This is a genomic window from Pseudomonas sp. NY8896 (assembly GCF_039634505.1).
The window spans coordinates 5,737,222-5,762,900 of record NZ_CP132350.1; the positions used below are offsets into that span (position 1 = coordinate 5,737,222).

Annotated in this window: 21 protein-coding genes; 14 read left to right on the forward strand and 7 right to left on the reverse strand. The window is 62.5% G+C overall.

The annotated features are described in order from the left end of the window. Nucleotides 1–8 precede the first annotated feature (8 nt). The 7 genes from Q9451_RS25920 to Q9451_RS25950 all read left to right on the forward strand — a co-directional run bounded on the left by Q9451_RS25920 (nt 9) and on the right by Q9451_RS25950 (nt 6,956). Complete coding sequence (locus Q9451_RS25920) at nt 9–935, forward strand: ABC transporter permease subunit (RefSeq protein WP_012270625.1); 927 nt, start codon at nt 9–11, stop codon at nt 933–935. Between the two features lie 10 nt (nt 936–945). After that, nucleotides 946–1,914 (forward strand): ABC transporter ATP-binding protein, encoded by a 969-nt coding sequence (locus tag Q9451_RS25925; RefSeq protein WP_012270624.1) that lies wholly within the window; start codon nt 946–948, stop codon nt 1,912–1,914. Beyond that, on the forward strand, nt 1,914–2,882 hold the full coding sequence (locus Q9451_RS25930; RefSeq protein ID WP_012270623.1) for a peptide ABC transporter ATP-binding protein: 969 nt from the start codon (nt 1,914–1,916) through the stop codon (nt 2,880–2,882). The genes Q9451_RS25925 and Q9451_RS25930 overlap by 1 nt, the downstream gene beginning before the upstream one ends. Nucleotides 2,883–3,153: 271 nt before the next feature. Next, complete coding sequence (locus Q9451_RS25935) at nt 3,154–3,978, forward strand: nuclear transport factor 2 family protein (protein ID WP_012270622.1); 825 nt, start codon at nt 3,154–3,156, stop codon at nt 3,976–3,978. A 64-nt stretch (nt 3,979–4,042) separates the two neighbouring features. Next, nucleotides 4,043–5,449: an FAD-dependent oxidoreductase gene (locus tag Q9451_RS25940; protein WP_041166638.1), complete on the forward strand. Its 1,407-nt coding sequence runs from the start codon at nt 4,043–4,045 to the stop codon at nt 5,447–5,449. 33 nt (nt 5,450–5,482) lie between these two features. Further along, the gene (locus Q9451_RS25945) at nt 5,483–5,824 is read left to right on the forward strand and encodes a cupin domain-containing protein (protein WP_012270620.1); all 342 of its coding nucleotides are present in this window, start codon (nt 5,483–5,485) and stop codon (nt 5,822–5,824) included. A gap of 52 nt (nt 5,825–5,876) precedes the next feature. Further along, entirely contained in the window at nt 5,877–6,956 is a 1,080-nt protein-coding gene (locus Q9451_RS25950) for a polyamine ABC transporter substrate-binding protein (RefSeq protein ID WP_012270619.1), read from the forward strand. Between the two features lie 33 nt (nt 6,957–6,989). On the opposite strand, the gene Q9451_RS25955 is transcribed toward Q9451_RS25950, so the two are convergent. After that, entirely contained in the window at nt 6,990–8,573 is a 1,584-nt protein-coding gene (locus Q9451_RS25955; protein WP_012270618.1) for a peptide chain release factor 3, read from the reverse strand. Between the two features lie 559 nt (nt 8,574–9,132). Between Q9451_RS25955 and Q9451_RS25960 the strand changes: the two genes are divergently transcribed. The 4 genes from Q9451_RS25960 to Q9451_RS25975 are packed head-to-tail and all read left to right on the forward strand — an operon-like array spanning nt 9,133 to nt 12,579. After that, entirely contained in the window at nt 9,133–9,846 is a 714-nt protein-coding gene (locus tag Q9451_RS25960) for an ABC transporter permease (protein ID WP_345960803.1), read from the forward strand. 14 nt (nt 9,847–9,860) lie between these two features. Then, nucleotides 9,861–10,775, forward strand: coding sequence for a glycine betaine ABC transporter substrate-binding protein (locus Q9451_RS25965; RefSeq protein ID WP_012270616.1), 915 nt, complete (start codon nt 9,861–9,863; stop codon nt 10,773–10,775). Then, nucleotides 10,772–11,425, forward strand: a complete 654-nt coding sequence (locus Q9451_RS25970; RefSeq protein WP_012270615.1) for an ABC transporter permease — start codon at nt 10,772–10,774, stop codon at nt 11,423–11,425. The genes Q9451_RS25965 and Q9451_RS25970 overlap by 4 nt, the downstream gene beginning before the upstream one ends. After that, nucleotides 11,422–12,579, forward strand: a complete 1,158-nt coding sequence (locus Q9451_RS25975; RefSeq protein WP_012270614.1) for an ABC transporter ATP-binding protein — start codon at nt 11,422–11,424, stop codon at nt 12,577–12,579. The genes Q9451_RS25970 and Q9451_RS25975 overlap by 4 nt, the downstream gene beginning before the upstream one ends. A 105-nt stretch (nt 12,580–12,684) precedes the next feature. On the opposite strand, the gene Q9451_RS25980 is transcribed toward Q9451_RS25975, so the two are convergent. The 3 genes from Q9451_RS25980 to Q9451_RS25990 form a co-directional block, all read right to left on the reverse strand. Next, complete coding sequence (locus Q9451_RS25980; RefSeq protein WP_012270613.1) at nt 12,685–15,114, reverse strand: TonB-dependent siderophore receptor; 2,430 nt, start codon at nt 15,112–15,114, stop codon at nt 12,685–12,687. A 108-nt stretch (nt 15,115–15,222) separates the two neighbouring features. After that, the gene (locus tag Q9451_RS25985) at nt 15,223–16,185 is read right to left on the reverse strand and encodes a FecR family protein (RefSeq protein ID WP_012270612.1); all 963 of its coding nucleotides are present in this window, start codon (nt 16,183–16,185) and stop codon (nt 15,223–15,225) included. A 20-nt stretch (nt 16,186–16,205) separates the two neighbouring features. Then, nucleotides 16,206–16,703: a sigma-70 family RNA polymerase sigma factor gene (locus tag Q9451_RS25990; RefSeq protein WP_012270611.1), complete on the reverse strand. Its 498-nt coding sequence runs from the start codon at nt 16,701–16,703 to the stop codon at nt 16,206–16,208. Between the two features lie 494 nt (nt 16,704–17,197). On the opposite strand from Q9451_RS25990, the gene Q9451_RS25995 reads away from it, so the two are divergent. After that, complete coding sequence (locus tag Q9451_RS25995) at nt 17,198–18,361, forward strand: type III PLP-dependent enzyme (RefSeq protein ID WP_012270610.1); 1,164 nt, start codon at nt 17,198–17,200, stop codon at nt 18,359–18,361. A 39-nt stretch (nt 18,362–18,400) separates the two neighbouring features. Here Q9451_RS25995 and Q9451_RS26000 read toward each other — a convergent pair whose 3' ends face one another. The 3 genes from Q9451_RS26000 to Q9451_RS26010 all read right to left on the reverse strand — a co-directional run bounded on the left by Q9451_RS26000 (nt 18,401) and on the right by Q9451_RS26010 (nt 20,477). Beyond that, entirely contained in the window at nt 18,401–18,934 is a 534-nt protein-coding gene (locus Q9451_RS26000; protein WP_012270609.1) for a hypothetical protein, read from the reverse strand. Between the two features lie 109 nt (nt 18,935–19,043). Further along, a complete protein-coding gene (locus tag Q9451_RS26005; protein WP_012270608.1) occupies nt 19,044–19,793 on the reverse strand; it encodes a tetratricopeptide repeat protein in 750 nt (249 codons plus the stop codon). A 3-nt stretch (nt 19,794–19,796) separates the two neighbouring features. Beyond that, complete coding sequence (locus Q9451_RS26010) at nt 19,797–20,477, reverse strand: Fe2+-dependent dioxygenase (RefSeq protein ID WP_012270607.1); 681 nt, start codon at nt 20,475–20,477, stop codon at nt 19,797–19,799. Nucleotides 20,478–20,699: 222 nt separating this feature from the next. Here Q9451_RS26010 and Q9451_RS26015 point away from each other — a divergent pair, with 222 nt between their 5' ends. Continuing rightward, complete coding sequence (locus tag Q9451_RS26015; RefSeq protein ID WP_012270606.1) at nt 20,700–23,006, forward strand: TonB-dependent siderophore receptor; 2,307 nt, start codon at nt 20,700–20,702, stop codon at nt 23,004–23,006. Nucleotides 23,007–23,108: 102 nt separating this feature from the next. After that, nucleotides 23,109–25,664 (forward strand): sulfite reductase flavoprotein subunit alpha, encoded by a 2,556-nt coding sequence (locus Q9451_RS26020; protein WP_041166379.1) that lies wholly within the window; start codon nt 23,109–23,111, stop codon nt 25,662–25,664. The last annotated feature ends 15 nt before the right edge of the window (nt 25,665–25,679 follow it).

Genomic DNA, 25,679 nt, shown 5'->3' on the forward strand with positions numbered 1-25,679 from the left:
CCCTTGCCATGACTAGCCCGATTGCAAAATCCGTGTCGCCGGCCAGCCCGGTGGACCAGAGCCTGCTCTACCCCTCGCCGTACAAAGAATTCTGGCAAGCCTTCGCGCGCAACAAGGGCGCGGTGATGGGCCTGGCCTTCATGTGCCTGGTGGTGTTCTGCGCCCTGTTCGCGCCGTGGGTCGCCCCGCATGACCCGAGCGAGCAGTACCGCGACTTCCTGCTGACCCCGCCGGTGTGGCTGGAAGGCGGCACCTGGCAGTTCATCCTCGGCACCGACGAACTTGGCCGCGACCTGCTTTCGCGGCTGATTCAGGGTGCACGGTTGTCGCTGCTGATCGGCCTGTCGTCGGTCGTGATGTCGCTGATCCCTGGCATTTTCCTCGGCCTGCTGGCCGGTTTCTTCCCGCAACTGCTCGGCCCATCGATCATGCGCCTGATGGATGTGATGCTGGCGTTGCCGTCGCTGCTGCTGGCGGTGGCCATCGTCGCTATCCTCGGCCCTGGCCTGATCAATACGGTGATCGCCATCGCCATCGTGTCCCTGCCCTCCTACGTGCGCCTGACCCGCGCCGCCGTGATGGGCGAGCTGAACCGCGACTACGTCACCGCCGCACGCCTGGCCGGTGCCAGCCTGCCACGGCTGATGTTCGTCACCGTGCTGCCCAACTGCATGGCGCCACTGATCGTGCAGGCCACCCTCAGTTTCTCCTCGGCCATCCTCGACGCCGCCGCGCTGGGCTTTCTTGGCCTCGGCGTACAACCGCCAACCCCCGAGTGGGGCACCATGCTGGCTTCGGCCCGAGACTACATCGAGCGTGCCTGGTGGGTGGTCAGCCTGCCCGGCCTGACCATTCTGCTCAGTGTGCTGGCAATCAACCTGATGGGCGACGGGCTGCGCGATGCGCTGGACCCTAAACTCAAGAACGCCGCCTGAGGAGAACGCCATGTCACTGTTGCAGATCAACAACCTCAACGTGCGCTTCGGCGACGCCAATGCGGTACCGGTCGTCGACGGCCTGGACCTGGCGGTGGAGGCCGGCGAAATCCTGGCCATCGTCGGCGAGTCCGGCTCGGGCAAATCGGTCACCATGATGGCCTTGATGGGCCTGATCGAAGCCCCTGGGCGTATTACCGCCGACGCCCTCACCTTCGATGGCACGGACATGCTCAAGCTCAGCGGCCGGCAACGACGCAAAGTGGTTGGCAAGGATATCGCCATGGTCTTCCAGGACCCGATGACCGCGCTCAACCCCAGCTATACCGTGGGTTTCCAGATCGAAGAAGTGCTGCGCCAGCACCTGGGCCTGAAGGGCAAGGCCGCGCGCCAGCGTGCCCTCGAACTGTTGAAAAAAGTCGAGATCCCGGCTGCAGAAAGTCGCCTGGATGCTTACCCGCACCAACTGTCCGGCGGCATGAGCCAGCGTGTGGCGATAGCCATGGCGATTGCCGGCGAGCCCAAGCTGTTGATCGCCGACGAACCGACCACCGCGCTGGACGTGACCATCCAGGCGCAGATCATGGAGCTGCTGGTCAACCTGCAGAAAGAGCGCAACATGGCGCTCATCCTGATCACCCACGACCTTGCCGTGGTCGCCGAAACCGCCAGGCGGGTGTGCGTGATGTACGCCGGCCAAGCCGTGGAAGTGGGCCAGGTGCCGGAGCTGTTCGACGTGCCCGCCCACCCGTACAGCGAAGCCTTGCTGGCAGCAATCCCCGAGCACAGCATCGGCGCCGAACGCCTGGCCACCCTGCCTGGCATTGTCCCTGGGCGCTACGACCGCCCTGTCGGCTGCCTGCTGTCGCCGCGTTGCCCGTACGTGCAGGACACATGCCGGCGCCAGCGCCCGCCTCTCGACCCACAGGCCCATAGCCTGGTGCGTTGCTTCTACCCGCTGAACCAGGAGGTGGCGTAATGGCCGTCGTTCTATCCGCCCGGGAGCTTACCCGGCATTACGAAGTCTCCCGCGGGCTGTTCAAGGGCCACGCGCTGGTCCGTGCGCTGAATGGCGTGTCGTTCGAACTGGAGGCGGGCAAGACTCTGGCCGTGGTCGGCGAGTCCGGCTGTGGCAAGTCGACCCTGGCACGCGCCCTGACCTTGATCGAAGAGCCATCGTCCGGCTCACTGCAAATTGATGGCACCGAAGTGAAAGGCGCCAGCAAGGCTGAGCGCAAGCAACTGCGCCGCGATGTGCAGATGGTGTTCCAGAGCCCCTACGCCTCGCTCAACCCACGGCAAAAGATTGGTGACCAGCTGGCCGAGCCACTGTTGATCAACACCTCGCTGAGCAAAGCCGAGCGCCGCGACAAGGTGCAGAAGATGATGGAACAGGTTGGCCTGCGCCCCGAGCACTACCAGCGTTACCCGCACATGTTCTCTGGCGGCCAGCGCCAGCGTATCGCCCTGGCGCGGGCGATGATGCTGCAACCCAAGGTGCTGGTAGCGGACGAACCGACCTCGGCGCTGGACGTGTCGATCCAGGCGCAGGTGCTGAACCTGTTCATGGACTTGCAAAAAGAGTTCAACACCGCCTACGTGTTCATCTCGCATAACCTGGCGGTGGTACGGCATGTGGCAGACCAGGTACTGGTGATGTACCTGGGGCGGCCGGCGGAAATGGGGCCTAAAGAGGATATCTACGAGAAGCCGCTGCATCCCTATACCCAGGCGCTGCTGTCGGCGACACCGGCCATTCATCCCGACCCGCTGAAGCCGAAGATCCGCATTGTCGGGGAGCTGCCCAACCCGCTGAACCCGCCGGATGGGTGTGCATTTCACAAACGTTGCCCGTATGCGACGGAACGGTGTGCCAAAGAGGTGCCGGCGTTGCGGCAGGTGAGTACGCGGCAGGTGGCTTGTCACTATGCCGAGCAGTTCCTTTAGCCTTTAGATAGCTGGGGCCGCTTTGCGGCCCCAGGTTCTCAATGCATGAAGAACCAGATCAGAATGATCACCGGAATCGGCACCCCAATCATCCAAAGCAGTATCGAGCGCATGGCCTTTCTCCTTGTTCGATGGTGACAAGAAAGGTGCAGCCCCCATGCCAGCTGTATCAAAAAATTACATCCATATGAATCAACGGTTTACTCCAAAGGCCGCTTGAGCGAACCGTGCAATATGCAGGATCCACACCCTTGCACCTGGGTGTTCTGCAATGCACTATCTCCCAATGACCGCCACCGCCCTTCCTGACGGCCCCGAGCAAACCCCGCTCACCGCCGACACCGTGCTGCGCTACCACCTGTGCTGGAAGCACCGCGACCTCGACGGCGTCATTGCGCTGTACCACCCCGACATCCAGTACCACGACTTCTTCCAGAACCGCGTGCTCGGCTACCAGGCGCTGCGCGACTACGTACGCGCCTGCCTGCCCCACGAAGCCGGCGAAGACATCGTCCACAGCGACCGCATCCGCGTCGATGGCTGCACCGCGTTCATCCAGTACCAGGTCACAGTCCAGGGCGGCGACGGCCTGGTGGCGTTCCAGTCCAGCGAAGCCATCACCGTCAAAGACGGGCTGATCTGGCGGGTCAACGAATACGCCACGCTTGTTCGCCAGAACGGCAGCGGCCACGCCGGCAGCGGCCCACGCCCGGCCACCAGCCGCCTGGGCCTGTCACCCCGGCAGTTGTCGACCATGGCCCAGGACCTGGAGCACTACTTCCAGCGCCAGCGCCCCTACCTGGACCCGGAGCTGGACCTGCAGCAAGTGGCCGACGCCAGTGGCTATAGCCGCAACCAAATCTCCTACCTGCTGAACCAAGTGCTGGGGCAAAGCTTCTACCGCTACGTCAACCAGGCCCGCCTGCAGCACCTGATGGCCAGCCTCGACGACGACCGCGTCGAGGCGACGATCGACGAGCTGGCGTTCAGCGCCGGCTTCAACTCGCTGTCAGCGTTCTACAAGTGCTTCCGTGAACACACCGGGCTCACGCCCAAGGCCTACCTGAAGCAAATTTCCCTGCGTGCACGCACGTAAGACAGCCGCCTACCGACATCACTAGGATCGCCCACAGACCTCGATGGACGTGGAGCCGAACCCGATGCAACCCCTGCGCACACTAAGCCTGTGGATGGACCAGCTTGACGAGCCATTGTGCGCCCGCCCGGCCCTGCGCGAAGAGCTGACAGCGGATGTGTGCATCATTGGCGCCGGCTATACCGGTTTGTGGACCGCCTACTACCTCAAGCGCCAGGCGCCACAGCTGAACATCGCCGTGATAGACGCCAACATCGCCGGTTTTGGCGCCTCGGGGCGCAACGGTGGTTGGCTGATGGGTAACCTGCTGGGCGAAGACCGCCTGCTCGCCACCCTGTCGCCGCAACAGCGCCGTGCCAGCATCGACCTGCTGCACGGTATTCCCGATGAAGTGCACAGCGTGCTGCTACGCGAAGGCATCGATTGCGACTACCGCAAAGGTGGCGTGCTGTACTGCGCTGCGCGCTACCCGGAACAGGAGCGCAGCCTGCGCGCATACCTCGACGACTTGTATCGCCAGGGCATGACCGAGGACGACTACCGCTGGCTACGCCCCGAGCAACTGGACGCGCAGCTGCGGGTCAGTAATGCGTTTGGCGCCATCTACAGCCCGCACACCGCGACTATCCAGCCGGCCAAACTGGTGCGCGGCCTGGCTCGGGCAGTGGAGGCGCTGGGTGTACCGATCTACGAAAACACCCCGGCCATCGACTGGCAGCCGGGTGAGGTGCGTACGCCACTGGCACGGATTCGCTGCCAGTGGATGGTGCCCGCCGTGGAAGGCTACGCTGCCAGCCTGCCGCCGTTGGGCAAACATCAGCTGCCGGTACAGAGCCTGCTGGTGGCCACCGAGCCGCTGCCGGAGGCCACCTGGGCACAGATCGGCCTGAGCCAGGGGCAAGCGTTCAGCGAAAGCAGCCGCCAGGTCACCTACGGCCAGCGCACCGCCGACAACCGCCTGGTGTTCGGCGCCCGCGGAGGTTACCGCTTCGGTGGACGCCTGCGGGAAAACTTCAACCTCCACGAGCACGAAGTCGAGCTGCGTCGCTACTTGTTCGGCGAGCTGTTCCCACAGCTCAGGCACGTGCGCATCACTCACTCCTGGGGCGGCAATCTGGGCATGGCGCGGCGCTTCCGCCCGCACATGCTTTGCGACCGCCAACGCGGTATCGCCCTGGCTGGCGGTTACGGCGGCGAAGGCGTGGGCGCCACCAACCTGGGCGGGCGCACCCTGGCCGCGCTGATCCTCAACCAGCACAACGAACTGACCGCACAGCCCTGGGTACTCGACAACCGCCCGCTTTCCAGCCTGGCCAGCTGGCCGCCCGAGCCCTGCCGTTGGTTGGGCTACAACGCAATCATCCAAAGTTTCGTCCACGAGGACCGGACCCTCGCCAACCCCGCCAGCGCGCCGTGGAGGCGGCGCCTGGCCAGCTCGCTTGCGGACTTCATGGAAGGCTTCATGCACTGACTTCCCTTATCACCTGCACAGGATCCACCGGTCATGAGCATCACCCAGTTCAAGAACACCGCCAGCGCCGTGCTGGACAGTTCCAACCCCGTCGCGGTACCGCTCGGCGAGCCCATTGCAGTGGCCTCGGTCACCTGCGTGGAGCGCAGCGATGGCGTCGAAACAGGCATCTGGGAATGCACCCCCGGGCGCTGGCGGCGGCAGATCGTGCAGCAGGAGTTCTGCCATTTCATCAAGGGCCGCTGCACCTTCACCCCCGACGGTGGCGAGACCCTCTACATAGAAGCCGGAGACGCACTGATGCTACCGGCCAACAGCACCGGCATCTGGGACATCCAGGAGACCGTGCGCAAGACCTACGTACTAATTTTCTGATCCGCTGATCGCCTGCCTTCGATAACAACAGACAAAGCAAGGTAAACCCGACATGCGCACGCTCCTTCTCGCACCCCTGATGCTGGCCGCCAGCGTGGCCAGCGCCGCTGAAACGGTGAAGATCTACAACTGGTCCAGCTACGTCGCTCCCGATACGCTGAAAAACTTCCAGCTCGCCAGCGGCATCGTGCCGACGTACGACGTGTACGACAGCAACGAAACCCTCGACGGCAAGCTGATGACCGGCAACTCCGGCTACGACGTGGTGTTCCCTTCCAACCACTTCATGGCCCGGCAAATCCAGGGCAAGGCGCTGAAGCGCCTGGACAAGTCGCAGTTGCCCAACTGGAAAAACCTCAACCCGGTACTGCTCAAGGCGCTGGAAGTGAACGACCCGGGCAACCAATACGGCTTCCCGTACCTGTGGGGCAGCACCGGCATCGGCTACAACATCGACAAGGTCAAGGCTGTGCTCGGCGACAACGCGCCACTGGACTCGTGGGACCTGATCTTCAAGCCCGAATACATGAGCAAGCTGAAAAGCTGCGGCGTCGCCGTGTTGGACAACGGCCCCGAACTGCTGCCCATCGCCCTGCACTACCTGGGCCTGCCGCACCACAGCCAGAACCCGGCCGACTACGACAAGGCCAAGGCACTGTTGATGCAGGTGCGGCCATACATCAGCTACTTCCACTCATCGAAGTACACCGGCGACCTGGCCAACGGCGATATCTGCGTGGTGGTGGGTTTCTCAGGGGATGTGCTGCAGGCGAAAAACCGGGCTGAAGAGGCGAAGAACGGGGTGAAGGTGGGTTACTCGATACCCAAGGAAGGCGCGCCGATGTGGTTCGACATGGTGGCCATGCCGGCCGATGCACCGGATGAGAAGGCCGGGTATGCCTACATGAACTACCTGCTGCAGCCGGAAGTGATGGCCAACATCAGCAACCATGTGCAATACGCCAACGGCAACCTCAAGGCGGACGGGTTGGTGGACCCGGCGATGAAGGGTAATACGATGATTTACCCGAGCGACGAGGTGATGGGCAAGCTGTATGCGCTGGAGGCGATGCCGGCGAAGATCGACCGCATCAGGACGCGGATCTGGACCAGCATCAAAGCCGGAAATTGAAATGGGGCCGCTTCGCGGCCCCAACTCCAATACTCAATGATGCTCGCGGGTAGCGCGGAACTTGATGTCCGGCCAGCGCTCTTCCATCAGCGCCAGGTTGACCCGGGTCGGCGCCAGGTAGGTCAGGTGCCCGCCACCGTCGATGGCCAGGTTTTCCATGGCCTTGGTCTGGAATTCCTCGAGCTTCTTCTTGTCATCGCAGCTGATCCAGCGCGCCGACCATACGGTGATCGGCTCGTAGGCGCACTCGACCTTGTATTCTTCCTTCAGGCGGCTGGCGACCACGTCGAACTGCAGCACACCCACCGCACCGAGGATGATGTCGTTGCTGCGCTCCGGGAAGAACACCTGGGTCGCACCCTCTTCGGCCAACTGCTGCAGGCCCTGACGCAGTTGCTTGGATTTCAGCGGGTCCTTCAGGCGAACGCGGCGGAACAGCTCCGGAGCGAAGTGCGGGATACCGGTGAAGCCCAGCGCCTCGCCTTCGGTGAAGGTGTCGCCGATCTGGATGGTGCCGTGGTTGTGCAGGCCGATGATGTCACCGGCAAAGGCCTCTTCCAACTGCTCGCGCTCGGAGGAGAAGAAGGTCAGCGCATCGCCGATACGCAGGTCCTTGTTCAGGCGAACGTGGCGCATTTTCATGCCCTTCTCGTACTTGCCCGAGCAGATACGCATGAAGGCGATACGGTCGCGGTGTTTCGGGTCCATGTTTGCCTGGATCTTGAACACGAAACCGGTGAACTTCTCTTCCACAGGCTCCACGGTACGCTCGTGGGCAACACGGCCCAGCGGGCGCGGCGCCCAGTCGACTACCGCGTCGAGCACGTGGTCGACACCGAAGTTGCCCAATGCGGTACCGAAGAACACCGGGGTGAGCTGGCCGTTGATGAACTCGTCCTGGTTGAACTCGTGGCAGGCGCCCTGCACCAGCTCCAGTTGCTCGACGAACGAGTCGTACTGGTCGCCCAGGTGGGCGCGGGCTTCGTCCGAGTCCAGGTTCTGGATGATCTTGGCTTCGGTGCGCTCGTGGCCGTGGCCTGGGGTGTACACCACGATGTAGTCACCGGTCAGGTGATACACGCCCTTGAAATCGCGGTAGCAACCGATCGGCCAGGTAATTGGCGCGGCCTTGATCTTCAGAACGGCTTCGATCTCGTCGAGCAGCTCGATCGGGTCGCGAATGTCTCGGTCGAGTTTGTTGATGAAGCTGACGATTGGCGTGTCGCGCAGGCGGCACACGTCCATCAGGGCGATGGTACGCGGCTCTACACCTTTACCGCCGTCGAGCACCATCAGCGCCGAGTCCACCGCGGTCAGGGTGCGGTAGGTGTCTTCCGAGAAGTCTTCGTGGCCGGGGGTGTCGAGCAGGTTGATCATGTGCTCGCGGTACGGGAACTGCATCACCGAGGTGGTGATGGAGATGCCGCGCTGCTTCTCCATTTCCATCCAGTCGGAGGTGGCGTGGCGGTCGGACTTGCGCGACTTCACGGTACCGGCGACGGCAATGGCCTTGCCCATCAGCAACAGCTTCTCGGTGATGGTGGTCTTACCAGCGTCGGGGTGGGAAATAATTGCGAAAGTGCGGCGCTTCGCGACTTCGGCGGCCTGGTTGGTCATGGGAAATCGCCTGACTGGGGGATTCAAAAAGGGGCGATATCATACCTGAAGTTGGGCCCAGACCAAAACTTGCTGAACCAGTGACACCTGTCCCGGCCCTTTCGCGGGCACGCCCGCTCCCACAGGTTCTGCAAAAGCCTTGAGGACAATAGTGAGCCCTGTGGGAGCGGGCGTGCCCGCGAAGGGGCCGGGACAGGCACAACAAATTCAACAGGCAATCGCTTTATCACGACAGATGGCCGCAGCGCAGTTATTTCAACGCCTACAGTGCATTAAGCCGCTGTTTTTTCTCGCCAAAAAACCCACCACCCAGTGATTAACGCTGGCCAAATGCCGCCTCAGATGGGAACCTTTACGCCCACGGAGACGTCCACTCCCCTGCAACCCGCTTCGGTTGGGGACTGGTTTCATCAGCATTTTCGGGCCCGACGGGGTTCGGCTCATGGCCTGATCGCAGCCTTCGGCGTGCGTCACGCTGCTACTCGCGAACACACCAATCGTCGCCAGGACTGGCCGGCAAAAAAGAAGTGTGCTCGCCGACAACACAAGGAGTCCGCCTGTGGCTAAACGCTACGGTAAAGGGCTGTTGGGATGCGCCACCGTGCTCGTCATCCTGGCCCTGCTGATCCACTGGATCGGCATCGACACGATCGCGCGTTATCGCGACGATCTTGGGTTCTACCTGCAAGCGCACCTGATACTGGTGCTGGCTTCGATGGCGGCGGCGTTGGCCGTGGGCATCCCCGCCGGCATTGCGTTGAGTCGACCGCACCGGGTCGACAAAGCCGAGCGCTTCATGCAGTTTTTCAACGTTGGCAACACCATCCCCCCCTTGGCCGTTCTGGCCATCGCCCTGAGTATTCTGGGCATCGGCGCCGGGCCTGCGATCTTCGCACTGTTCCTCGCCTCCCTCCTGCCTATCGTGCGCAACACCTACGAGAGCCTGAAAAACGTCCCTGCATCACTCAAGGAAGCCGCCACCGGCATCGGCATGACCCCACGCCAGCAACTGTGGCAGGTGGAACTGCCCAACGCGGTGCCGATCATCGTCGGTGGTGTACGCGTGGCCCTGGCGCTGAACGTGGGTACCGCACCGCTGGCGTTCCTGATTGGCGCCAACAGCCTGGGCAGCCTGATCTTCCCCGGCATCGCCCTGAACAACCAGCCGCAGCTGCTGCTGGGTGCCGCGTGCACCGCACTGCTGGCGTTGGTGCTGGATGCGGCGGTGAGTTTCTCCAGCAAGCGCTGGCTGGAACGTGGCCTGGCCCAATAAGGATAGGGAACGCTATGAAGAAGAGAATCGCCTTGCTGCTGGGCGCGGCCCTGCTGTTCGCAGGATTTGCCCAGGCGGCGGAAAAACCGCTGATCCGCATCGGCGCGCGGGTGTTCACCGAACAGACCGTGCTTGCCGAAATCACCGCGCAATACCTGCGCGCCAACGGCTTCGACGTGCGCGTCACCACCGGCCTTGGCAGCAACATCGCGCGCCAGGCCCAGGAAACCGGCCAGCTCGACCTGATGTGGGAATACACCGGCGTGTCGCTGGTGTCGTACAACCACATCGATGAGCGCATGCCCAGTGCCGAAGCCACCTTCGCCAGGGTGAAGGCGCTGGATGCGAAAAAGGACCTGATCTGGCTGACCCCGTCGAAGTTCAGCAACACCTACGCGCTGGGCCTGCCCAAGCAAGTGGCTGACGCCTACCCGCAGGTCAACACCATCAGCGACCTCAACCAGGTGCTGCGCGACGAAAGCCAGCGTACCCACCTGGTGGCGCTGGACACCGAGTTCGCCAACCGCCCCGACGGCCTGGTCGGCCTGCGCGAGATGTACGGCCTGCCGCTGGACCGGCGCAATATCCGCCAGATGGACGGGGGCCTGGTGTACACCGCCATGCGCAACAACCAGGTGTTCGCCGGCCTGGTGTACACCACCGACGGCCGCCTTAACGCCTTCGACCTTAAGCTGCTGGAAGACGACAAGCACTACTTCCCCGACTACACCGCAGCACCCGTTGTGCGCAAAGCCGTGCTCGACGCCAACCCGCAGCTGGTCGCCCTGCTCAAGCCGCTGGCCGAGCAGTTGGACGACGAAACCATGCGCCAGCTCAACGCCAAGGTCGATGTCGAGCACCAGAACCCCACCGCCGTGGCCGCCACTTTCCTGCGTGAGCACCCACTGAACAGCGAGGGCCAGCCATGAACCTGATCGATACCTTCAGCCACCTGGACTGGGCACAGGTGCTGCAACTGACCTGGCAGCACATCACCCTGGTGGGCATTGCCGTAAGCCTGGCAATCCTCGTGGGGGTGCCGCTGGGCATCCTGATGACCCGCTTCCCAACCCTCGCAGGCCCGCTGCAAGCCAGCGCCACGGTGCTGTTGACCATCCCTTCTATCGCCCTGTTCGGCTTGCTGTTGCCGTTCTACTCCAAGTTCGGCCAGGGCCTGGGGCCGTTGCCGGCGATTACTGCGGTGTTCCTGTATTCGCTGCTGCCAATCCTGCGCAACACTTACCTGGCCCTGACCAATGTCGAGCCCGGAATCCGTGAAGCCGCACGCGGCATCGGCATGACTTTCGGCCAGCGCCTGCGCATGGTCGAGCTGCCCATCGCCGTACCAGTGATTCTCGCCGGTGTGCGCACCGCCGTGGTGATGAACATTGGCGTCATGACCATTGCCGCCACCATCGGCGCCGGTGGCCTGGGCGTGCTCATCCTCACCTCCATCAGCCGCAGCGACATGTCGATGCTGCTGGTCGGCGCCGTGCTGGTCAGCCTGCTGGCCATCATCGCCGACCTGCTGCTGCAAACCCTGCAACGTGCCCTGACTCCAGAAGGACTGCGCTCATGATCGAACTGAAGAACCTCAGCAAAACCTTCAACGTCAACGGCAAGGACGTCAAAGCCGTCGACTCGGTAAGCCTTACGGTCAACGAAGGGGAAATCTGCGTGTTCCTCGGCCCTTCGGGCTGCGGCAAGAGCACCACGCTGAAAATGATCAACCGCCTGATCACACCGACCTCCGGACAAGTGTTCATCAATGGCGAAGACACCACCGGGCTGGACGAAGTGACCTTGCGCCGGCACATCGGTTACGTGATCCAGCAGATCGGTTTGTTCCCCAACATGACCATCGAAGAGAACATCACCGTAGTGCCGCGCCTGCTTGGCTGGGACAAGCAAAAGTGCCATGAACGCGCCCGCGAGCTGATGCACATGATCAAGCTCGAACCTAAACAGTACCTGCAGCGCTACCCACGCGAACTTTCCGGTGGCCAGCAGCAGCGCATTGGCGTGATCCGCGCGCTGGCTGCCGAAGCACCGGTACTGTTGATGGACGAGCCGTTCGGCGCGGTCGACCCGATCAACCGCGAAATGATCCAGAACGAGTTCTTCGAAATGCAGCGGGCGCTGAACAAGACGGTGATCATGGTCAGCCACGACATCGACGAAGCGATCAAGCTGGGCGACAAGATTGCCATCTTCCGTGCCGGCAAGCTGTTGCAGCTGGACCACCCGGACACCCTGCTGGCCCACCCGGCCGATGAGTTCGTCAGCAACTTCGTTGGCCAGGACAGCACCCTCAAGCGCCTGCTGCTGGTGCGTGCCGAGGATGCCGCAGACAACGCGCCGTCGGTAAGCCCGGAAACGCCTGTAAACGATGCACTGGAACTGCTTGATGAACACGACCGCCGCTATGTGGTGGTGACCGATGCGCAGAACAAGGCGCTGGGCTATGTGCGCCGGCGCGACATGCACCGCCAGCAAGGCACCTGTGGCGACTTCCTACGGCCGTTCAATGCCACGGCATCGCACGATGAACATTTGCGCATCCTGCTGTCGCGCATGTACGAGTTCAACCGGGCGTGGTTGCCAGTGCTGGATGCCGAACAGGTGTTTTTGGGCGAGGTGACGCAGGAGTCGATTGCGGCCTACCTGAGTTCAGGAAGGTCGCGCGGGGCGAAGACTTCGATCGTGTCGCCGGCTGAAGCAGTAATTTCCTGAACCGGCCTCTTCGCGGGCAAGCCCGCTCTCACAGGGTTCGCGCTTACCCTAGGCTTTGCGCAATCCTGTGGGAGCGGGCTTGCCCGCGAATCAGGCGACGCGGTGTCAGAACCCTACACTGGCCTGCACATAGAAGGTCCGCGGCTCACCCACATAGATGCCGGCATTGTTGTCGCTGGAGCGGGTGAAGTACTGTTTGTCGAACAAGTTCTTCACCCCCGCCGCCAGCTTCAGGTTGGACATTTCTGGCCCGAACTCATACCCGCCACGGGCATGCCAGGTCACATAGCCCGGAATATCGCCATACTGCCCATCGGCACTCGGCTCGGTAATGTAGTCGCCATTGAAGCTGCCATCGGCATTGATCCCGGTGCCCGGCGCACGCTGCTTGGATTGGGCGTAGGCGTCCAGGTTCCAGGTCCAGCGGTTGACCGCGTAACGCACCCCGGCAGTCGCCACCTGGCGTGAATAGAACGGCAGGTCACGCCCCTTGAAGCCCGGAATATCCCCTTCATAGGTTGCACGGGTGTAGGTGTAGCCACCACTCACCGACAGCCCGTCCAGGCGCGGGTCCAGCCCGGCCAGGTCATAACGTACCGAGGCCTCGATACCCTGGTGCTTGGTGGCGCCGAGGTTGGTCCAACCCACATCGTTGCTGATGTACTGCAGCTCGTCATCGAAGTCGATGTAGAACGCGGTCAGCTCACCGGCAAAGCCGCCATCGTCATAGCGCGTGCCGATTTCGTAGGTCTTGGCCTTCTCCGGCTCCAGGCCATTGGCCGTGTTGTTGCCGCTACCGCCCTGGCCCAACTGGAAGTACTGCAGGCTGCCGAACGAAGTCTCGTAGTTGGCGAACACTTTCCACGCATCGGAGATGTGGTACATCACGCTCAGCGCCGGCAGCGGCTCGTTGCTGGTGATGCTGCGCTTCTTCTCCGGCACCGGGCGGTTGTTGGCATCCAGCACCGGGCGGTCGCGCCAATCGGTGTTGATGTGCTCGAATCGGACGCCAGGGGTGATGGTCCAGTTACCCACGTCGATCTTGTCGTCGATGTAGTAGGCACTGGCCTCGGTGCCGCCGCTGCGGTCCTGGAACACGTGGCCATCGGAAGTCGGGGTATACGTGGGCACGTTGTCGATCAGCGCCAGGCGCGTCGATTGCTCGCGCATCGCTTCCTTCAAGTAGCGATAGCCCACGCTGACTTCCTGAGTAGTCGGGCCCGCGAAGAAGATTCGCGAGACGCGGGGTTCGATGGCGAAGGTGTGGTAGTTGCGCGGGTACGACGACAGGGTCTTCATGTCCCGCGAGGCGATGGCGCTGCCGCGGAAGCTGTCGGTGTAGTAGGTCAGCACTTCGAACTGGGTGGCATCGTCGAGCTGGCGCTGCCACTTGAACGATACATCCTTGCGCCGGCCGGCAAAGTAGTCGTAGTCGCGCAGGGACTGGTACGGGTTGCTGTCGTACTGGGCCTGGGTCAAACCGCCGGGCATGTCGGCACGGCCATCGTAATAATGGAAGTTGAGCCAGAACTCGTCGACGTCGGTGGGCGCCCAGTGAGTCTTGAGGATGACGTCGTCGATGTCGTTGCCGTTGTTGCTTTCACGGTAACCGTTGCCGTTAACCCCGGTGTACAGCAGCGCCACGCCCATGCCGTTGTCCGCCGTGCCGCCGACGAAGGCCGACTCGGTGTGTTTCCAGCCGCCGTGCTGGGAGGTTTCCAGGGTGGTAGACAACTCCGCCGAGGCTTTCTCGGGGATTGCCCGGGTCACGAAGTTGATCACCCCACCGACGTTTTGCGGGCCATAGCGCACCGAGCCGGCCCCCCGCACCACATCGATGCTGTCGAGGTTGCCCGAGGAAATCGGCGCCATCGACAGCTGTGGCTGACCATACGGTGCGAAAGCAGCCGGGATGCCATCGATCAGTACCGTGGAGCGCGGCGACAGGCGCGAAGTAAGGCCACGCACACCCACGTTCAGCGACAGGTCGCTGCCGCCGGTGCCGTTGGAGTCCTGCACTTGCACGCCGGGGATACCGCGCAGCACGTCGCGCACGTTCATTGCGCCCTTCTCCACCATCGCCTCGCGGCGCACCACGGTGCGTGCGCCAGGGTGGTTCTGCACCACGCTTTGCTGGGCATCACCCAGCCAGTCACCGACCACTTTAATGTCGGTGGGTGCCAGCTCCAGGCTGCCGCTGCCCAGCTCAAGGGTGGTCGGCAGAGGCTTTATTACAACGGTGTCCTGGGACATCTCGAAGGTCAGCCCGCTGCCTTGCAGCAACTGTTGCAGCGCCTGCACCGGCGCCAGGTTGCCGGACACCGCAGGGGCCTGCTTGCCGGCGACCAGCTCGGGGCTGAAGAACAGCTGCAGGCTGGTCTGCTGACCGAGCTGGGTCAGCGCCGAGCCCAACGGCTGGGCCTGGATCTGGATGGTGTTGCCGGCCTCTGCGGCCTGGCTGTTGACGGCCACGGCACTGACCACCAGGGCCAGCGCCAAGGCGCGCAAGCGTGGGAAGGGTTTGTTGTTGTTCACGTCGTCGAAACATCCTGGAGAGCGGAATAAACGCCAACCGCATGCAAATGGAAATGCTTGGCAGTTGCAGCTGGCGAGGAAGACGAACGAGCGAAAAAAAACCTGAATCTATTTCGCGATTATTTCGCTGGAGCCGTCTTCATGGGCCTTGATGGCCACGGGGAGGATGCTCGGCAAGGCCCGCAACAGGGCGTCGGTGTCATCGACATTGAAGGTGCTGGACAGGCGCAGTTGGGCGACTTTACCAGGGGCGACCCGTAATGGCTGGCTACGGTAGCGCGAGGCTTCGGCCACGACTTCGGCGAGGGTGGCGTTGTCGAACACCAGCTTGCCCTGGCGCCAGGCCGTCACAGTGGCGGCATTGACTGCGTAGGGTGCGGTGACCAGGCCTTGTGCATCGATATGCGAGCCCTGCCCTGCCGTGAGCTGCGCCAACGAGGCACCCTTGCCCTGCACACGCACTGAACCCTGCTCCACCGCCACACGGGTGCTGGCCGGGTCCAGGCGCACGTCAAAGCGGGTACCGGTTACCGTCACGCGGCCTTGAGCGGTGTCGATGACGAACGGCCTGTCACTGTCGTGGGCGACGCTGAACATGACCTCACCGGCATTCAGGCGAATATGCCGCTGGCCGGCACTGAAGTCGACCTGCACCTGTGTACTGCCATTGAGCTCCAGCTGCGAGCCATCCGGCAGTTCGACCTGACGACGCTCATTGAAAGCCGTCTGCAAGCTGCCCTGATGGTTCAGCTGCTGATAGTGCCAACCGCCCCAACCCAGGCCCAGTGCCAATACCGCGACACTGGCGGCCAACGCCTGGCGCACGAAACGCCGACGTGGCAACTGCTGCACCGGGTCTGGTTGGCACAGCGCCTCCAGGCGCTGGCGTGGAATGAAAGCGGCGGCCTGCCACACGCGGTCGAGGTGTTCGTATTCTTCCCGGTGGCGCTCGTCGCTCGCCAGCCAGGCACGCAACTGTTTCTGCAGCCCGGCATCCCGAGGCGCATCCTGCACGCGGGCAAACCATGCGGCCGCCTGCTCGCGGACGGTATCGGTACCGTGCTGTTTCATCGAAAAGGTCTCCTGACTCATCATGCCGACACATCCAGGTGCTCACGCAAATGCCGGAGCGTGCGGATCATATACTTTTCGACCATGTTCTTGCTCAACCCCATGCGCTCGGCGATCTCGGCCTGGGTCAGGCCTTCGAGCTTCTGCCAGATGAACACCTGCCGGCAGTTGAGCGGCAACTCGGCCAATGCCCGCTCGACGCTGTCGGCCAGCTCCAGCGCATGCACGTAGGCCTCTGGGTCACCACTGCCGGTGCTGCCCTCGTCAAAGGCTTCCAGCGCCAGGGCCTGGCGGCGGTCTTCGCGGCGAAAACCATCCACGGCAATGTTGCGTGCGGTCTGGTGCAGGTAGGCGCGTGGCTGCTCGACCTGCTCCCGCGGGTTTTCCAGTACCCGGACAAAGGCATCATGGGTGAGGTCTTCGGCCTGCTGACGACAGCGCAGCTTGCGCGTCCAGGTGCCTATAAGCTCATGGTAATGGTCGAAGAAGCCTTTGTGTCCGGACACGGTCTGGGTCATCAGGGAGGCGGATAAGGGTGCGAATAGTAATGTTTCTCATCAAAACCAGCAAATCCGCCAGTCGGTAACAAAAAATTTATGGGCCATTTCCTGTACGTGGGTACCAGGAAAATGTGGCCATAAATATGAACACCTACGCCCCCTTCACGGGTAGACATGTAGGCACAGGAACAGCAAAAACCCTGTGGGAGCGGGTTTACCCGCGCGGGGGCCGACAGGGTCCATTCCACAATTTTTTACGCTTGAAACATCGTGGGGAACATCAGCCGGTCACACGAGTCGGTTATTCAAATGGCTGGTCGTCGATCCACGCCGATCACGCCCGGATTGCCTGTTGATTCTGCATTCTTCACGCCCTAAAGTGCGCGCCGAACGTCCATGCTGGAAACGATCCATCCGGCTCAAGTACTGAGTAGGCGAACCAAAGTGGGGATACGGAGGACGTTCAGTTTGCAGCCACTTAATCTTTCAGTTTGCCCATGGAGTCCCTGAGCATGTCGATCCAGGTCGAAGACTATTTCGCGCGTGACACCTTCCAGAAAATGAAGGCGTTCGCCGACAAGCAGGAAACCCCGTTCGTACTCATCGATACCCAGATGATCAGCCAGGCCTATGACGACCTGCGCGCCGGTTTCGAATTCGCCAAGGTCTACTACGCGGTCAAGGCCAACCCGGCCGTCGAGATCATCGACCTGCTCAAAGAGAAAGGTTCGAGCTTCGACATCGCCTCGATCTACGAACTGGACAAGGTGATGGACCGTGGCGTCAGCGCCGACCGCATCAGCTACGGCAACACCATCAAGAAGTCCAAGGACATCCGCTACTTCTACGAGAAGGGCGTGCGTCTGTACGCCACCGACTCCGAAGCCGACCTGCGCAACATTGCCAAGGCCGCACCGGGCTCGAAAGTGTACGTGCGTATCCTGACCGAAGGCTCCACCACTGCCGACTGGCCGCTGTCCCGCAAGTTCGGCTGCCAGACCGACATGGCAATGGACCTGCTGATCCTCGCCCGCGACCTGGGCCTGGTACCTTACGGCATTTCCTTCCATGTGGGCTCGCAGCAGCGTGACATCAGCGTGTGGGACGCCGCCATCGCCAAGGTCAAGGTGATCTTCGAGCGCCTGAAAGAAGAAGACGGCATCGAGCTGAAGCTGATCAACATGGGTGGCGGCTTCCCGGCCAACTACATCACCCGCACCAACAGCCTGGAAACCTACGCTGAAGAAATCATTCGCTTCCTCAAGGAAGACTTCGGTGACGAGCTGCCGGAAATCATCCTGGAGCCAGGCCGTTCGCTGATCGCCAACGCCGGCATCCTGGTCAGCGAAGTGGTGCTGGTGGCGCGCAAGTCGCGTACCGCCGTCGAGCGCTGGATCTACACCGACGTGGGCAAGTTCTCCGGCCTGATCGAAACCATGGACGAAGCCATCAAGTTCCCGATCTGGACCGAGAAAAAAGGCGAAGCCGAAGAAGTGGTCATCGCCGGCCCGACCTGCGACAGCGCCGACATCATGTACGAGAACTACAAGTACGGCCTGCCGTTGAACCTGGCCATCGGTGACCGCCTGTACTGGCTGTCGACCGGCGCCTACACCACCAGCTACAGCGCAGTGGAATTCAACGGTTTCCCGCCGCTGAAGGCTTACTACCTGTAATGCAAGACGGGGCCGCAAGGCCCCGTTTTCAATGCTCGCTCAGCGCCGAAACATTGAATAGCTGTCGAAGTACGGCACGTTCACCTCGCTGATACACATCTGCATGATCAGTTTGTTCGGCGCACCTGCGCTGACATAGTGATCCTCCCACGATTTACGATCACGAACCCCCAGCGGTACGCTACCAACTGCGGCAATCGTCACCCCTGAATACTCGGAAACCTCTGGGATCGCCAGCGCTTGGCCACTGACCCAAATGCGCCATAACAATGGCTTGGCGACTTTCGGGTAGTAACCCACGCAATTTCCGCTGCCCAGGTCCCAGGTATCACGATGGGACGCCCCCGCCTCCGACTCCACGGTGACAATCCTGTAACCAGGCCTGTCGCCCTCGAAGTAACCAAACCAAAAGCGTTGCTGTGCCCGGACTGAATACGGTGATGCAACGGTGAGCCAGTTGTTACAACGCGAGGCAGGCATAGTTTTGAACTCGACAGAATCGAGAATGCCCTGGTAGCCAGGCGTAGTGGAAGTCAGCGTGGCAATGAAAGAACGTTCTTGAATGAATGACATGTCAGCCCCTCGGGAAATGGGCTTTCAGCATGATCATCACGCGCACCGAAGGTAATGTGGAACGGCTACCGGCGCCCACAGGTACCGGGCAGCCCTTCGGGCCGCGCCATCACGCCCCGCGCCGCTCGATCTCCTCGGCATACCGCGCCGCAAAAGCCATCAACACCGGCCCGGCGGCCTGCAAGGTTACCAACGCAGCGCGCAGGAAGTTCATGTTCCCTTCAACCCGCGCGTGTTCCAGCCACTGCCCAGCCTCGGCCAGTTGCCCACGCTCGACCAGCACCAGCGCCAGGCTGAACATCCCACGGAAATCCCCCGCCTCGGCCGAACGCCGATACCAGCGTACCGCCCGCGCCGGGCTGGGCGCCGTGGCAATGCCCTGCTCCAGGTAACGCCCATACAGGTTCATCGACTTGGCATGCCCCATTTGCGCAGCCTTCTCGTAGCACATCAGTGCCTGCCCCTGATTGGCCGGCACACCGCGCCCGGTCGCCAGTAGGTTGCCCAGGTTGTACAGGCCCCAGTCCAGCCCCGCGTCGGCGGCACGCGCATAGTGAACGGCCGCTTGCGACAAACTCACCTCGCCACCCCAGCCATGTTCCAGGCAACGCCCGAGCATGTTGTGCGCCATGGCACTGCCGCCCTGTGCGGCGATGCCAAACCAACGCCGGGCCACGGTTGCATCTTCTTCAATACCGCGGCCATCCAGCAGGATCTGCCCCAACAGCAACTGCGCCTCGACCGCGCCCTGCCCCGCCGCCGCCAAGATCGCCTGGGCGGCCTTGCCGGGGCTTTCTTCGAGCATGGCCTGCAAGCCGGCCACATCCACCACTTCTTCACGTCGCAACAGATAGGACACGGCTCAGACCTCAGCCCAGCGGCGCAGCAGGTTGTGGTAGGTGCCCGTCAGTTGCAGCAGCGAAGGATGGTCTGGCACATCGGCAGTCAGTTGCTGGATGGCGTTGTCCATCTCGAACAGCAGTGCCCGCTGGCTGTCCTCGCGCACCAGGCTCTGGGCCCAGAAGAATGCGGCATAGCGCTGCCCACGGGTCACCGGGTTGACCTTGTGCAGGCTGGTGCCGGGGTACAGCACCAGGTCACCGGCGGCCAGCTTGACCTGCTGCACGCCATAGGTGTCCTGAATCACCAGCTCACCGCCGTCGTAGCTGTCTGGGTCGCTGAGGAACAGCGTGGAAGACAGGTCGGTACGCACCCGCTCCGGGCTGCCCTTGGGCTGGCGCAGGGCGTTGTCGATGTGGAAACCGAAGTTGCCACCTTCGCGGTAGCAATTGATCAGCGGCGGGAACACCTTGTGCGGCAACGCTGCAGACATGAAGCGCGGGGTTTTCCACAAGCGGTCGATCAGCGCAGAGCCGATCTCCTTGGCCAGCGCGTGCCCTTCCGGCAACTGCAGGTTGTGTTTGGCCTTGGCCGACTGATAACCAGCCGTGACCTTGCCATCGGCCCAGTCGGCCTGCTCCAGCGCCTCGCGGATACGGGCCAGTTCATCAGCGTCGAACAGGCCTGGGATGTGAAGCAGCATGGCGGCAGCACCGTTAGGAAATGTAAAGGCGCCAATGATATTGATTCCCTTTTGCGCTGCACAAGCCCCGTTCGCCGCTTAAGACGTTTCAGCTGTATGAAACCGTAAGGGCAAATTGTAAAGATTGTAAATTCTTCACGAATGGTAACGACTCTCAATTGTTAGTCACAATTGCTTACATTAGTATCCGCCGCCTCAACACCTTGGGGAAGGTCCTAAGCAATGCGCCAGTACGTACCATCTGCAGTGAGTTCGCCACGCCTGATCGTGTCTGCCATCGGTGTCGCCCTTAGCGCCTCGTCGGTGTATGCCGCCGACCCGGCCGCCAGCAGCGCCATTACCCTCGATGCCACCAGCGTCAACGGCAAGGCTGAACAAGCCAGCACCGATTACAAGGTCGAGAAGGCCGCCTCGCAGAAGTACACCGCGCCGCTGGTGGACACCCCGCGCTCGGTCACCGTGATCCCGCAGCAAGTGATCAAGGACACCAATGCCCTGACCCTGCAGGACGCCTTGCGTACTGTGCCGGGCATCACCTTTGGTGCCGGCGAAGGCGGCAACCCGCAAGGTGACCGCCCGTTCATTCGCGGCTTCGACGCCCAAGGCGATACCTACCTGGATGGCGTGCGTGACACTGGCGCGCAAACCCGCGAAATCTTTGCCATCGAATCGGTTGAAGTGGCCAAGGGCCCGAACTCGGCCATCGGTGGCCGCGGCGCGGCCGGCGGCACCATCAACCTGGTGAGCAAGCGTGCGCACCTGGGCAACTCGCTGGACGGCGCCTGGACCTGGGGCAGCGACCAGACCCAACGCTACACCTTCGACGGCAACTACCAATTCAGCGACACCGTTGCCGGCCGCCTGAACCTGATGACCCACGAAAGCAACGTCGCCGGCCGCGACAAGGTCAACTACGACCGCTGGGGTATCGCCCCATCGCTGGCCTTCGGCCTGGGCACCCCGACCCGCGTCAACCTCGACTACTATCACCTGGAAAGCGACGACCTGCCGGATTCGGGCATCCCGTACAGCATTCCGACCAATGGCAGCGGTGGACGCACCTCGGCGCACCCGAGCAAACCGGACGACGGCGGCGACAGCGATAACTTCTATGGCTTGACCGGTCGCGACTTCCGCAAGAGCCGCGTGGACATCGCCACCTTCGCCATCGAGCACGACCTGACCGACTCGCTGACCATCAAGAACACCCTGCGTCACGGCAACAGCATGCAGGACTACATCCTGACCCAGCCTGACGACAGCAAGGGCAACGTCAACAACGGTAGCGTCTGGCGCCGTGCCAACACCCGTGTCGGCAACACCGCCACCACCACCAACCAGACCGACCTGTTCGGCGAGTTCTACCTGGGCGGCCTGAAGAACAGCTTCTCCACCGGTATCGAACTGAGCCGTGAAGAGAGCAAGCGCTCCACCTACAACGTCGACACCAATACCCGTGGCTCGACCGCCACCACCTGTAACCCAAGCCTGATCGGCGCGAACAGCGGCTACAACTGCACCTCGCTGGGCAACCCGAACCCGGACGACCCATGGAACGGCGCGATCTCGCGCAACTACGCCGGCACCGATACCAAAGGCACTACGCGCGCCCTGTATGTGTTCGACACCCTGGAGCTAACGCCTGATTGGCTGCTGAACATGGGGCTGCGCTACGACCACTTCGACACCCAGTACCGTACTTATGACGCTGCTGGCGCGACCGTCGTGAACACCAAAGGAATCGCAGCCAAAGGTCGAGACAAGAGTGAATTCGTAACGGGCCAACTTGGCCTGGTCTGGAAGCCAGCCGAGAACGGTAGCATCTACGTTTCCTATGCCACCTCCGCGACACCTCCAGGCGCGATGCTTGGCGAAGGCATGGAAGGCAACCCGCCACCAAACAGCACTGACCGCAACGGCAACCTGTTGAGCAGCGACATGGAGCCGGAAGAAACCACCAACTACGAAATCGGCACCAAGTGGGACCTGCTCGACCAGCGCCTGTCGCTGACCGCCGCACTGTTCCGCACCGAGAAGGAAAACGCCCGCGTCCAGGTGGACACCACCACCTACGAAAACGTCGGCGAAACCCGCGTGCAAGGTATCGAACTGTCGGCCAGCGGCAAGATCACCGACAAATGGCAGGTATTCGCCGGTTACACCTACATGCAGGCTCGCCAGATCGACGGCGGCCCGCTGGGCAAGGCCAACGACGGCAACCAGCTGCCGAACACGCCGAACAACAGCGCCAGCCTGTGGACGACCTACTCGATCACGCCGAAGCTGACCGTCGGTGGCGGTGCCTTCTACGTGGATGACGTGTACGGCAGCGTGGCCAACACCACCATGGTCGACAGCTACGTACGCTACGACGCCATGGCCGCCTACAAGCTGACCAAGAACGTCGACCTGCAGTTGAACGTGCAGAACCTGACCAACGAGGTGTACTACGACAAGGCCTTCTCCACCCACTTCGCCAACCAGGCGGCCGGGCGGACTGCACTGTTGACCACCAGCGTCCACTTCTGACGAAACACCCTCAAGCCCCGTTCATTCCTGTGAGCGGGGCTTTTGCGTATCAAGGCATAATGCACGCCGCGCAGTGTGCGGCAGTAAGACAAGGTGATCGATGTGGTGAAGAAGACGCTGTTCCAATTGCACTGGTTCTTTGGCATCACCGCAGGCCTGGTACTGGCCTTGATGGGCATTACCGGCGCCCTGTACTCGTTCCAGGAAGAACTGCTGCGTGCGTTCAATGCCGATGTGCTCAAGGTAGAAGTGCGCGCCGAAGGCGTGCTGCCACCGGCCGAACTGGTGCAGCGGGTCGAAGCCCAGCAACATGACAAAGTGTCGATGCTGTGGGTGGACGTGCGCGAAGGCAATGCCGCACGCATCTTCTTCATGCCACCACCGGGCGAACGCCGTGGCGAGCTGCGCTATGCCGACCCGTACACTGGCGAACTAAAAGGCGAAGTAGCCGGGCAAGGCTTCTTCAATCTCATGCTCAACCTGCACCGTTTCCTGGCCATGGGCGACACTGGCCGGCAGATCACCGGTGCCTGCACCCTGATGCTGGTGTTCTTCTGCCTGTCCGGCCTGTACCTGCGCTGGCCGCGCAAGGCGCTGGACTGGCGCACCTGGCTGACCTTCGACTGGGCCAAGAAAGGCCGTGCCTTCAACTGGGACCTGCACGCCGTGGCCGGCACCTGGTGCCTGCTGTTCTATCTGCTGTTCGCCCTGACCGGGCTGTTCTGGTCCTATGAATGGTACCGCGAAGGCCTGAACAAGCTGCTGGCCGACGCGCCAGCAGCCGGCCAGCAGCAGAAGCGCGGCGAAGGCCGTGGCCGCCACGGGCCGCAGAAAGTCGACAAGAATGCCCCGCCGCTGGTGGTCGACTACGACGCCATCTGGTCCAACCTCAAGGACGCCGCAGGCCCAGGCCTTGCCGCCTACAACCTGCGCCTGCCACCGGTTGGCGGCCAGCCGGCCAACCTGTTCTACCTGCTGGACAACGCCGATCACCCTCGCGCCTTCAACACCCTGGTGCTGGACCCGACCACCGGCCAGGTGAAAAACCACGACCGCTACACCGACAAATCCTTCAAGGCCCAGCTGCTGCAAAGCGTCTACGCCCTGCACGTCGGTGAGTACTTTGGCCTGCCGGGGCGCATCATCGTCACCATCGCCAGCCTGACAATGCCGTTGTTCTTCGTCACCGGCTGGCTGCTGTACCTCGACCGTCGCCGCAAAAAGCGCCAGGTACGTGAGGCCCGTGGCAACGTCGCCAGTAGCAACGGCAGTGGCGATAGCTGGCTGATCGGTTTTGCCAGCCAAAGCGGCTTTGCCGAACAGCTGGCCTGGCAGAGTGCCGGGCAATTGCAAGCCGCCGGCCTGCCAGTGCAAGTGCGCGCCCTGGCCGAGTTGGGCGAAAACGACCTGCGCCAGGCTCGCCGTGCGCTGTTCGTGGTCAGCACGTTCGGCGATGGCGAAGCCCCCGACAGCGCCCGCGCCTTCGAGCGCAAGGTGCTCGGCCAGCCCTGGGTACTGAACGACCTCAGCTATGCCCTGCTCGCCCTCGGTGATCGCCAGTACCCGCACTTCTGCGGCTTTGCTCGACGCCTGCAGGCGTGGCTGGGTGAGCGCGGTGCCAGCAGCGCCTTCAGCCCGGTGGAAGTGGACAACGCCGACCAGGCTGCCCTGCAGCAGTGGCAGCAGGAACTGGCACAACTAACCGGTGCCCAGCCGGTAGCTGCATGGCAACCGCCGAGCTTTGGCAACTGGTCGCTGGTGCACCGCGAACTGCTCAACCCGGGCAGTCAGGGCCAACCGGTGTACCTGCTTGGCCTGCGCCCAGAGGCGCCTGCCAGCTGGGAAGCCGGTGACCTGGTGGAGATACTGCCGCTCAATGGTCAGCCACGGATCGACGCGTTCCTCAAGGGCATGGCACTGGACTCCAACACCCAGGTGCAAGTGAATGGCCTGAGCGAAACACTGGCCCAAGCCCTGGCTGGCCGCCAGCTGCCAACACGCCGCGATCACCTGATCGGCTTGCAGCCGCAAGCGCTGATCGACGCACTGGTGCCAATCGGCAGCCGCGAATACTCCATTGCCTCGATCGCCAGTGATGGTGTGCTGGAGCTGATCGTGCGCCAGGAACGCCACGCCGACGGCCACCTGGGCCTGGGTTCCGGTTGGCTGACCGAGTACTTGCCGTTGAACGGCACATTGAGCCTGCGCCTGCGAAGGAACAGTGGCTTCCACCTGCCCGAAACCGCTGCCCCACTGATCCTGATCGGCAACGGCACAGGCATTGCCGGCCTGCGCAGCTTGATCCGGGCCCGGGCAAATGCAGGTGAGCAGCGCAACTGGCTGCTGTTTGGCGAGCGTAACCGAGCGCATGACCTGTTGTGTGGGGATGAACTGCAGGGCTGGCTGGACAGCGGCGACCTGGCACGGCTGGACCTGGCGTTTTCGCGGGATCAGGCCGAGAAGGTGTATGTGCAGGATGTGTTGCTGCAGCAGGCTGACGCGTTCAAACGCTGGGTCGCTGAGGGTGCCTGTGTGTATGTCTGCGGCAGCCTGCAAGGCATGGCTGCGGGGGTAGATGCGGCGCTAAACGGCATGCTTGGGGAAGCCGCTGTGCAGCAACTGATCGAGGATGGGCGGTATCGGCGGGATGTCTACTGATCAGACATTGATGTA